This window comes from Methanobrevibacter olleyae (genome assembly GCF_900114585.1).
GTDB classification, from domain to species: domain Archaea; phylum Methanobacteriota; class Methanobacteria; order Methanobacteriales; family Methanobacteriaceae; genus Methanobrevibacter; species Methanobrevibacter olleyae.
In genome coordinates this window covers 113,382-124,370 of sequence record NZ_FOTL01000003.1, presented here as the reverse complement: position 1 = coordinate 124,370, position 10,989 = coordinate 113,382, and the positions used below count along the sequence as shown (strand labels likewise).

The 10,989-nt window shown below is 27.2% G+C and carries 9 protein-coding genes; 4 read left to right on the top strand and 5 right to left on the bottom strand.

Annotated features, from left to right (window positions below; translation table 11 throughout):
- On the top strand, positions 1-312 hold a 312-nt coding region (locus BM020_RS09540), incomplete at its 5' end, for a transposase (RefSeq protein WP_327037142.1).
- A gap of 153 nt (positions 313-465) precedes the next feature.
- Here the strand turns inward: BM020_RS09540 and BM020_RS01765 are convergent.
- The 5 genes from BM020_RS01765 to cysK all read right to left on the bottom strand — a co-directional run bounded on the left by BM020_RS01765 (position 466) and on the right by cysK (position 7,230).
- Positions 466-2,565, bottom strand: a complete 2,100-nt coding sequence (locus BM020_RS01765) for an acetate--CoA ligase family protein (protein WP_067146999.1) — start codon at positions 2,563-2,565, stop codon at positions 466-468.
- A gap of 589 nt (positions 2,566-3,154) precedes the next feature.
- The gene (gene cysS / locus BM020_RS01760) at positions 3,155-4,615 is read right to left on the bottom strand and encodes a cysteine--tRNA ligase (RefSeq protein WP_067147001.1); all 1,461 of its coding nucleotides are present in this window, start codon (positions 4,613-4,615) and stop codon (positions 3,155-3,157) included.
- Positions 4,616-4,745: 130 nt separating this feature from the next.
- A complete protein-coding gene (locus tag BM020_RS01755; protein ID WP_067147004.1) occupies positions 4,746-5,126 on the bottom strand; it encodes a transcriptional regulator in 381 nt (126 codons plus the stop codon).
- Positions 5,127-5,255: 129 nt separating this feature from the next.
- Positions 5,256-5,957: a serine O-acetyltransferase EpsC gene (epsC, locus tag BM020_RS01750; protein ID WP_067147006.1), complete on the bottom strand. Its 702-nt coding sequence runs from the start codon at positions 5,955-5,957 to the stop codon at positions 5,256-5,258.
- 316 nt (positions 5,958-6,273) lie between these two features.
- Positions 6,274-7,230 (bottom strand): cysteine synthase A, encoded by a 957-nt coding sequence (gene cysK, locus BM020_RS01745; protein ID WP_067147009.1) that lies wholly within the window; start codon positions 7,228-7,230, stop codon positions 6,274-6,276.
- Positions 7,231-7,681: 451 nt separating this feature from the next.
- On the opposite strand from cysK, the gene BM020_RS01740 reads away from it, so the two are divergent.
- From BM020_RS01740 to modB, 3 genes are all read left to right on the top strand, one after another.
- Positions 7,682-8,287 carry a methylated-DNA--[protein]-cysteine S-methyltransferase gene (locus BM020_RS01740; protein ID WP_074797997.1) on the top strand — a complete coding sequence of 202 codons (606 nt, stop codon included), beginning with the start codon at positions 7,682-7,684 and terminating at the stop codon, positions 8,285-8,287.
- Positions 8,288-9,176: 889 nt separating this feature from the next.
- A complete protein-coding gene (gene modA, locus BM020_RS01735) occupies positions 9,177-9,983 on the top strand; it encodes a molybdate ABC transporter substrate-binding protein (protein WP_067147013.1) in 807 nt (268 codons plus the stop codon).
- A gap of 55 nt (positions 9,984-10,038) precedes the next feature.
- Complete coding sequence (gene modB / locus BM020_RS01730; protein WP_082762129.1) at positions 10,039-10,713, top strand: molybdate ABC transporter permease subunit; 675 nt, start codon at positions 10,039-10,041, stop codon at positions 10,711-10,713.
- The last annotated feature ends 276 nt before the right edge of the window (positions 10,714-10,989 follow it).

The window sequence follows — 10,989 nt, the reverse complement described above, 5'->3', positions numbered from 1 at the left end:
CAACCTCATTATTTCTTAGCAGACAGAGCTTATGATTCTGAAGAAATAAGAAAATGTATTAATGAAGAAACTTTAGCTTTTGAGCAAATACCACTTAAAACAAGAGCCAAAAATGGTCATTATCGTTTAAATAGTTCAACAATTTTCAGACCTAAGATCTATTCTAGAAGAATGAATGTTGAAAGTGTAATTTTTGTTATAAAGCAAATATTTTCAGGTATAAACTTTTCACGCAACGATAAATTACGTAATAAAGAAACCAAGCTAAAAGATGTTTTATATAATTTCTACAGGCATGTACAAATCTTTTAAAAAAGGTTTCTACAAGGCTAAAATAATAATTAAAAATTAATAATTAAAAGAAATAAAAAATAATAAATTTAAAATTAATAATTAAAAGAAATAAAAAATAATAAATTAAAAATTAATATAATGATAAAAAATATAATAGATTAATTATTATAATTAATCTAATTTAATTTTTATATCTAATGCACTTGATCCTTTCTCATATACAAAGATTGGGTTAATATCAAGCTCAGAAATTTCAGGGAAGTCTAAAGTTAATTTAGCTACTCTGATGATAGCTGATTTAACAGCATCAATATCCCCAGGAGCTTCTCCTCTGAAACCTTTAAGTAATTCAATAACCTTAGTATTCTCTATTTGCTCAGAAATTTCATCAGTAGTTAAACCTTTTGCTAGTTTAAATGAAACATCTTCTAAAAGGTTTACAAGTACTCCACCCATACCAAATGCAATCATAGGTCCAAATTGTATATCTCTAATCATTCCAACAAGAACTTCAATACCAGAATCCATCATTTTTTGAACTTCTACACCATTTGGAACAATGTCTGGATGAGCTTTATTAGCATTAGCTATAATTTCTTTATAAACTTCTTCAGCTTCTTCTTTAGATTTAATTCCTACCTTTACACCACCAATATCAGATTTGTGTAAAATTTTATCAGATGCAATTTTAAGTACAACTGGGAAATCCATCTGTTCAGCAAGTGTACCTGCTTCTTCAGGTGAAGTAGCTAATTTAATAGGAGCTGCTTCAATACCATAAGCTTCAGCTACAGCATAAGCTTCACTACCAAGTAAAGTATCTCTTTTTTCTTCTTTTACTTTAGCAAAAATAGCTTCAACTGCTTCTTTATCCACATCATCAATATCTGCTACTGGATTATCATAGTTTCGCTCTTGAACAGCAGCAAATCTTGCAAGATAATCAAATACTTTTACAGCAGTTTCAGGGAATACATAGGTAGGAATTCCATTATCTCTTAATAGCTTATTAGCATTTTCAAAGGTAGGTCCACCCATATTAACTGCAATAACTGGTTTATCAAATTCATTTGCACCTTCAACAAGAGCTTGAGCAATACCATCAGCATCGGCAGATGCTGTAGGACATACCATAACAACTAAACCATCAACTTCATCAGAATCCAAAACAATTTCTAAAGATTCTTTATATCTTGTAACAGGAGCATCACCTAAAACATCAATAGGATTTTTAATACTGCCTTCTTCAGGTACAGCTTCTTTTAATCTTGCATTAGTTTCTTCATCAAATTTAACAAGATCTAAAGCATATCTTTCCATAGCATCTACAGATACTACTCCTCCACCACCTGCATTAGTAATAATTGCAAGATTACGTCCAGTAGGCAACATACATTTAGAGAATGCTAAACCAACATCAAATAATTCATCCATGGTAGTTACTCTAAATATTCCAGATTGCTTAAATGCAGTATCAAATGCAATGTCACTACCAGCTAATGCACCAGTATGTGATGATGCAGCTTCAGCACCAGCAGAACTTGAACCAGATTTTAAGATAACTACTGGTTTTTTATAAGATACTTTTCTTAAAGTTCTTATAAAGTCTTCATCTTCACTAATAGATTCTAAGTAACAAATAACTACTGCAGTTTCTGGGTCATCAGCTAAGAATTCAATTAATTCGATTTCAGTTGTTCCAGCTTTATTACCTAAACTAATAATTTTACTGAAACCAATTCCTGCAGTTAAACTCCAATCAATAATAGCTACCATCATAGCTCCACTTTGGGAAATAAATGCAATATTTCCTTCAGGAGGCATAATTTGTGAAAATGAAGAGTTAAGTGGAGTGTGAGAATCAGTAGTACCTAAGCTATTAGGACCAATAATATTAATACCATACTCTTTACCAAGGGCAACAAGCTCAGCTTCTCTTTCAACTCCTTCTCCACCGATTTCTTTAAATCCTGCAGAGATAACTACCATATTCTTTACACCAAATTCACCACATTCTTTTACAACAGGATTTACTAATTTTCCTGGAATGGAAATAATTACAAAGTCAGGTACTTCTGGTAAATCAGAAACATTTTTATATGCTTTTAATCCTTGAACTTCATCATCTTTAGGGTTAATAGGATAAATAGTTCCTTTAAAACCATCATTTATAATATTATTTAAAACAATATAACCTACTTTTCCTTCAGAATTTGATGCTCCAACAACAGCAACAGATTCTGGATTAAACATCTTAGTAAGATCAGTCATAGATTTTAACTCCTTTATACAAATCAATTTTAATAATTATTTATATTTGAAATTTGATAAATTTTTTAAAATTTAAATAAAATATCGATAAGCTTCAAATACAATTATCAAAACAATAAATAAATTTTAAAAATTCATCATACAAAATATAATATTTATTACTATATAATATGTAGTTCATCATATTTATAATGATAAATAATTAAGAATTATTTTTATGTTTTTAATTACTTTAAAAATCATAATATTTATAATTATCTAAAAAATTTCATTGAAAAATAATTTAAAATTTCATAAAAATAATGAAAATGAATTAGTAAAACTAATTATTCTAAACCATATTAAGTATAATAGAATTTTAAGTATTTACTGTTATATATTTTTAATAAACCTAATATATATTATTTTATTTTTAATTTTAACTAAAAAATAAAAAAAAAATAAAAAATAGATAAAAAAAATAAATTTTCATAGTGATAATGATAAAACATTATAAATATTTCTTAAAAAGTAAAAATTTTAAAAAAAAGTAGATAATTATAAACTTGTAAAAATTAGAAAAATAAAAAAAGAAAAAGGATTATAATAACTAATCACTTACTTCAATACCTAATGAAACAAGTTTATCTCTAATCTCATCAGATAGATCATATTGCTTTTCAGCTCTTAATTTTTGGCGAACATCAGCAATTATAGATAATAATCCTTCTTCATCACCGCTAGTTTTATCATTATCGTCAAAAAAGTTAATTCCTAAAATTTGACTGATATCTGCAAACCAGTGTTTAATTGCTAAAAGATCATCAATAATTATTTTATCTTCATTTAGATCTTTATTAGATTGTCTAATAAATGAAAAAATGGCTGCAATAGCTTTAGGAGTACTAAAATCATCATCCATGCTTTTAAAGAACTCTTCAACCCCTTCATTTAATACATCATAAGAAGATTCATAATAATCAAAACTAATCAATTCTTCTAAAACTTCATTTTCTTCTAAATCTTCTAATTTAGCAATATCATCTGAAACATTAGCTTTTTCAAATTCTTCATTAATCTTCTCATCAATGGTTTGAAGGTAATTTTTAATTTTTGCAATATTTTTTTCAGCTTGATGTAAACTAACTTCACTAAAGTCTATTGGGCTTCTATAATGAGTTGCAAGAACAAATAATCTAAATGTTTCTCCTGAGTAATTTTTTAATAAATCTCTAATTGTAATAAAGTTACCTAAAGATTTAGACATTTTTTCTCCTGAAACATTTAAAAAACCAGTGTGCATCCAGTATTGTACTAAAGGTTCTCTACCAGATACTGCTTCCATTTGAGCAATTTCAGAATCATGATGAGGGAATATTAAATCAAGACCTCCTCCGTGAATGTCATATTGAGGTCCGAAGTATTTTTCAGTAATAGCTGTATCTTCAATATGCCAACCAGGTCTTCCTTTACCCCATGGAGAATCCCATATAGGTTCGCCAGAGTATTCAGACCCCTCTCTATTTTTCCATAAAGCAAAATCGTTAGGGCTTTTTTTAGAACTATCAATATCAATCCTATGAGTTTCAAGTTCTTCAATTTTACGGTTAGCTAATTTACCATAATCTTTAAATTTAGCAACTTCAAAGTAAACTCCAGTTTCAGTTAGATATGCAAATCCTTTATCGATTAATCTTTGGATTTGATTTAAAATTTCTTCCATATGGTCAGTAGCTCTTGCAAAATAGTTAACACTTTTAACATTTAAAGCATCCATATCTTCTATAAATCTTTTTTCAAATTTCTTTGCAAGTAACTTAGAGTCTACACCACTTTCTTTTGCTCTGTTGATAATCTTATCATCAATATCAGTTATATTTTGTAAGTAGAATACAGAATATCCTTTAAATTCTAAATATCTTTTAATAGTATCAAAGGAAATGTAAGTTCTTCCATGACCAATATGAGCATCATCATAAACTGTAGGGCCACAAACAAAGAGTTTAATTTTATCTTCAAATAATGTATTCAACTCTTCTTTTTCCCTTGACATTGTACTATAAATTTCCATTATATCTCCTTAAAACATTTTAAAATAAAATAAGCTAAACTAAAAATAATAGTGAAATAATTAAATTAATATATTATTTAAAAAATAATAAAAATAAAAATTAGTAGAGAAACTACTAATAATAATTAATTTATAAAGTATTTGCTTCAGAGCCTAAACATGCCTTACAATCAGCAGGCATTTCTCCCTTTTCTTTATGTATTTGACAAATGACATCTTCTGTTTTGATTCTTTTACATATATAACAAGTACGTGGAATAATATCTAACTTAGTTGCAGTACCTTCATTTAAGTCATTTGCAAAATCTTGAATTAATGCTTTAACATCATCATTAAACTCAATGCCACTACCTCTTTTATCTGTTAAATATTGAGATACAGCAGGTTGAGTAATATCCATTAATTCAGATATCTTTTTTTGTTTCATACCTAATTTTAATAAATCTTTTGCTAATTCAGATCTTATAGCTGGTATAATATACCATACTACCATTTCGCAAGGTGGTTTCATAAAATATCTCCTAAATGTTAATAAAATATTTATCTTAAATGCTAATAAAATATTAGTCCTAAATGCTAATAAAATATTTATCTTAAATGCTAATAAAATATTAGTCCTAAATGTTAATAAAATATTAGATTATTCATCAACTTCCTTAAATACTTCTTCAATTTCAGAATCTCGAATAATTCCAGTTTTTTCAATATCTAATTTTTGATTTAAAATATTAATTTGTTTTTCAAGCTCTACTTGACGTTCTAAAAGTAAATCAATAGCTGATGCAACTGGGTCTGAGAAATCATGATTTAAATCTTCTACAGTTTTTTGTTCTTCATAAATAACTCTACTTGGTACACCAACAGCAGTAGCACCTGGAGGAACATCATTTAAAACAACAGCTCCAGCACCAATTTTAGAAGAATTGCCTAATGTAATATTTCCTAAAACTTTTGCTCCAGAACCAATTACAACTGCATCTTCAACAGTTGGGTGTCTTTTACCTTTACTTAAGCTGGTTCCACCAAGAACAACCCCTTGATAAATTAAAACATCATCCCCAACAATAGTTGTTTCACCTATTACAATACCCATTCCATGATCAATAAAGACTCTTTTACCTATTTGAGCACCAGGGTGAATTTCAATCCCTGTTAAAAATCTAGATATTTGAGAGAAAAATCTCCCCCAAAATGGCAAATTATGAGTCCAAAGCCAATGATTCCATCTATGTAAAATAATAGCCCATACTCCAGGGTAGCAACAAAGAATCTCAAAATTACTTCTTGCAGCAGGATCCTTATTTTTTGCAGCACGGAGCTCTTCTTTTAAACTATCAAACATATTTTCACCATTTTATCAATAAGTATTATAAAAATGATATATTAAAAAACAATTTATCTTCAATAATTAACTATTGTTAATTAAGACTATATTTATATTTATAAGTAATTTAATATAAACTTAACACAAGTTATAATAACAAAGTTATATTTTATTTTTTTAGTATATAAACTATTTCGAAAGTGATAAAAAAATTATAAGCAAAAAATAAAAAAAATAGTTTAAAATCAAATTTTGATTAATAATTTTAAAAAAAATAAAGAAGACTTATTTTTAGAATAAATCACCAAATATCCATTCAGCAGATAAATTATATTTAGAATAAATCTCCAAATATCCATTCAGTAGATAGATATCTTTCACCAGTATCAGGTAAAATAACTACAATTGTTTTTCCTTTATTATCAGGACGTTTTGCAAGTTCTATAGCTGCCCAAGTAGCTGCACCTGATGAAATACCTGTGAAAATACCTTCTTCTCTTGCAAGTCTTAATAAAGTATTAGCTGCATCCTCATCTTTTACAGGAATAATCTCATCAATAATGTCTAAGTCAATGACATCTGGAACGAATCCTGCACCGATACCTTGTATTTTATGAGGTCCTTTTTCACCTTTTCCTAAAGTTTGAGAACTATAAGGTTCAACTGCAACTGCTTTAAATTCTGGTTTTTTCTCTTTAATATACTGTGCAATACCAGTTACAGTTCCACCTGTTCCAGCAGCAGATACAACAATATCTACTTTACCATCAGTATCCCTGTAGATTTCAGGCCCAGTAGTTAATCTATGAATTTCAGAGTTTGCCTTATTTTCAAATTGATGTGGTATAAATGAATTTGGAGTATTTTCTGCAAGTTCATTTGCCTTAGCAATAGCTCCAGCCATACCTTCACTTCCAGGAGTTAAAACAATTTCTGCACCAAGTACTGTTAAAAGTTTTCTTCTTTCAATAGACATTGTCTCAGGCATGGTTAAAATTAATTTATAATCTTTTGTAGCAGATACAAAAGCAAGACCAATACCAGTATTACCACTTGTTGGTTCAATAATTACAGAATCTTCTTTAAGTAATCCATCTTTTTCTGCAGTTTCAATTAAATTAACTGCAACACGATCTTTTATACTACTTACTGGATTAAAAGACTCTAATTTTACTAAAACATCAGCTTCTAATCCTTTTGTTAATTTGTTTAATCTTACAAGAGGTGTATTTCCAATAGCTTCTGTCATATCCTTAGCTATGCCTCTTTTTATCTTAGGAATATTTACCATAATAACACATCTATAAAATTTTAATCTGAATTAATATCAAGTTTTAAAATCATTAAAAAAAATATATTTAAAATCATTAAAAATAATATAAAAAATAAATTATCGCTAAAATCCTTTCTAAAAGTCAATTGAAAATTAATATTTTATTATAATATATCTATTTAATAATTTATTTTATTTAAAATTTTAACAAAATTAAAAATATAACGATTGTTATATAATAATTATTAAATGATGATATATAAATATTTCTATAGATATTCTAAATTTCAGCAAAAATAAATAATTAAAAAATAATAACTAATATTATAATAAACGTATTAAATATAATAAATAATCAATTATAATGAAATAATTAATTATAATAAAATAATTTATTATAATAAATATAATAAACTATAAACTAAAATAAAAAGAACAATAAAAAAAAAATCTTAAAAAAGATGATAAAATGACTCTCTTTAAACACATAATTAATTCAAGCCCAATTGGAGAAATAACAATTATCTGGAGGAGAAAACCACGATTTCAAATTGAAGAAATAATAATTTCCAATCCAAATAAAACATCATCTCAAATAGCTAAAGAAAAATATGAAAAAGAAGGAGAATTAGCTATTAATAAAAAATCTAAGAGATTAAATAATCTATTAAAAGAGATTGATAACTATTTTAATGAAAAAAAGTATAAATTTTCATTAGAAGATCTTAATTTAGATAAGTTAAAACCATTTCAAAGAAAAGTATTAGAAACTGAATTTAATAGTAAAAAAGGAACTGTAAATACATATAAAGATATAGCAAAAGCAATTGGTAGCCCTAAAGCTTATAGGGCAGTCGGTACTGCACTTGCTAAAAATCCTTTCCCAATCATTATTCCCTGCCATAGAACTATAAAAGCAGATAAAACAATTGGTGGTTTTAATGGGTTTGCAGGAGGACTTGAATCTAAAAAAACACTTCTTGAATTAGATGGGCTACTGATTCAAGGTAAAAAAGTAGTGAGGGATAGTCCTATAATTTCACTTGATAAAACAAGCCAAACAAAATTAGTTTAATTCTATCATAAAATATCAATTAATATATTAAATTCTTTTTTTCCAACAATTTCCAATATCCATACAAAGATTAAGAATTCATTTTTCCAACAATTTCAAAAATTTTAAGAATGTGACCATTTTAGTTTTCTGATAATTGTTATATAGCTGTTTTTAACTAAAATCCCCATGATACTAGTATTGATTATAAAAATACATCCAAATAAAGGGTCATTTCAACTGATTTTAGAGTATATTTTCTTTTAATAAATACTGAAAAAATGCGATATGAACTAATGAGTAAAAATTAGCCAAAAAATAAGTTCACTGACGAAATTTTTTTAAAAGTTCATCTTTCCTTAGTTTAAAAAATTAACTACAGACCTTTAAAAACAGGAATATTTCATAAACAAACAATAAAATTGAAAATATCTTCCAAAAAAATATTTCCAAAGTATATAAATGCCAATAAAATAGAACTAGGACTTTTAAAAAGATTCATTCTAAAACTAAATCATTGAAAGATGAAAAAAATGAAACATAAAAAATCCCAAAAGTCTTTGAAATAGCCTTTAATCCGATATGAAAATATTTATATATCCCTATTAATAAATTATAATTACTAATCATGATAATTAAATTATAATTTAAGATTTGGAAAGGAATGATTGAAAGATATTATGAAATTGAATAAAAATTAGTTATTTAATCTTATTTTTGATTGCTGTAATTTTATTATCTGCAGTTTCACTAGCGATGCAAATCTAGCTTAAAATATTGATGAAACATCTCTAGTCAGTTGATGTGCAGAATAAACTTATTCGTAATTGCCTTTTTATTAATCTTTGATTATTATATTTGATATCTGATAGTGTTTTTTTATATAAATTATTCAAAAAGGAGGATAACTATGAAATCTAATAAAAAGATAATTATTGCTGCTATAGCTATATTAGTGGTTGTTGGTGTAGGTTTATGGGCTACTGGTTCATTAGAAACTACCAGCACTAACTTAGATGGACAAGAAATTAATTTAGCTGCAGCAGCTAGTTTAAAAAATGCTTATGATAATGATTTAATTCCTATGTTTGAAGAAAAATATCCCGGTGTAAAAGTTACTCCTACTTATGCTTCAAGTGGGGATTTGCAATCTCAAATTGAAAATGGTTTAGAAGCAGATGTATTCATGTCTGCTGCTAATAAACAGATGGACGCTTTAGCTGATGAAGGTTTAATTGATAATAGTACCAATGTGCAATTTTTAGAAAATAAAGTTGTTTTAATTGTACCTAAGGACTCAAGTTCTAATATATCTTCATTCAATGATTTAAAAAATGTAAAGGGCCACATTGCTATTGGTGACCCTGAATCTGTACCTGCAGGACAATATGCTAAAGAAGCATTAACCAACCTTGGTATCTGGGATGATGTTAAACCTAAATTATCTTTAGGTACTGATGTAACTGCTGTATTAAACCAAGTAGCTCAAGGATCTGCTGAATGTGGTATTGTATACTCTACTGATGCTAAATCTACTGATGAGGTTAAAGTAGTTTGTGAAGCTCCTGAGGATGCTTTAAAAACCCCTGTCATTTATCCTGTAGCTGTACTTAAAGATTCAAAAGATCCAGATGCTGCAAAAGCATTCGTTGAATTCTTACAAACTAAAGAAGCTAAAGATATATTTGTTAAATATGGTTTTACTATTCATGAATAGATTTAATATTGTATTATTCATGTGAATAGTTAATAATGTTAAAGGAGATAAAGACATGATGGATTGGTCCCCTATTTTAATCTCAATGAAAACTGCAAGTTTGTCAATTTTTATAACCTTTTTCTTAGGTTTGATTGTTGCTTGGGGTATTGTTAAGATTAAAAATGACACAACAAAAATTGTACTTGATGGTATTTTTACACTTCCAATTGTATTACCTCCTACAGTAGTAGGATTCTTCTTATTGTATATTTTTGGTGTTAGAGGACCAATAGGTAAGTTTTTTATAGACTTTTTTACTGTGAAAATAGCTTTTTCATGGCCTGCAACTGTTATTGCTGCAGTAGTCATGTCTTTTCCTTTAATGTATCGTTCTGCTAGAGGTGCATTTGAACAAGTTGACTCTAACCTATTAGATGCTGGCCGTACATTAGGTATGTCAGAGTGGAAAATTTTCTGGAAAGTTTTATTTGCAAATGCATTACCTGGAATTATTAGTGGTGGAATTCTTGCTTATGCCCGTGGTTTAGGTGAATTTGGTGCTACAGCTATGCTTGCAGGTAATATTGCCGGAGAAACCAGAACTCTCCCTATGGCTGTTTACTCTGAAGTAGCTGCTGGTAATATGGGAGATGCTTTTAATTATGTAATAGTCATTGTTATCATATCATTTATAGCTATTTTTATTATGGATTTTGTTTCTATACGTAAAGAAAAACAATGGAAATAATTTACTATATGATGATAATAGAAATATATTTTTTTATTTTATTGGTTATTCTATTTTAGATTTAAATAAGTTTTTAGACAATATTGTGAATTTAGTTTATAAAAAATTCTAATTTATTCTTGTTAAATTCATTTTTGGACCTTTGATTATTTTTCAATGCAAGATTTTCCGGATTTTCTAATTTAAAATCCGAAAGATTTAATTGTAATGGATGAGCAAAATAAGATTGGGAAATTAATATTTTAAATTTTATAATAATATTTATTTCTATTTTTA